This window comes from Bartonella sp. AP72JLCBS (genome assembly GCF_042195705.1).
GTDB lineage: Bacteria > Pseudomonadota > Alphaproteobacteria > Rhizobiales > Rhizobiaceae > Bartonella.
The window spans coordinates 1-677 of sequence record NZ_JBHIOU010000112.1; the positions used below are offsets into that span (position 1 = coordinate 1).

Here is a 677-nt window from a genome sequence, read left to right on the forward strand (position 1 = left end):
TCATACTTAGCTTTACCACCTAAAGACTTCGCAACACCGCTCCCTAAGGCATATAGCTGATTACCCGCTACAGCATCCGTTGACGTTCTACTAATGTCGCCATTTTTAAGAGACGTTATCTTGCTGTTCTCTTTACTGTCTCCATGCGTCGTTACAAACGCACCTTTAGACTTATCCCACAACAAGGCGTCAGCCTGAGCAGTGGTAATTTCATTGGTAATCTCTTCGGTAATTTCATCCTTAACATGATCGATTTTATCTTTAACATTCTCGAATGAATCACCAACACCAGCAAAGGCAGACGCGACATCGTTATAACTCGAGGCAGTAACACTGCCATCAGATGAAAACTTTTTAACCGCGAATGTAGGCGCACTCCAAGTTCCATTCTCATACTTAGCCTTACCACCTAAAGACTTCGCAACACCGCTCCCTAGTGCATACAGCTGGTTACCCGCTACAGCATCACTTGAGTCTTTAGTTATAGATCCATTGGAAAGCGATGTTATCTTGCTGCTTGTATTCTCTTCACCATGCGTTGCTACAAACGCACCTTTAGACTTATCCCACAACAAGGCGTCAGCCTGAGCAGTGGTAATCTCATTGGTAATCTCTTTATGTAAATCCGTGAAAGAAGTTCCTACACCGGCAAACGCTGAAGCCACATCTGTATAGCT

Annotated in this window: 1 pseudogene; it reads right to left on the minus strand. The window is 44.0% G+C overall.

Annotated features, from left to right (window positions below):
- A pseudogene (locus ACFILO_RS09645) lies at nt 1-677 on the minus strand (hypothetical protein); the annotation flags it as partial.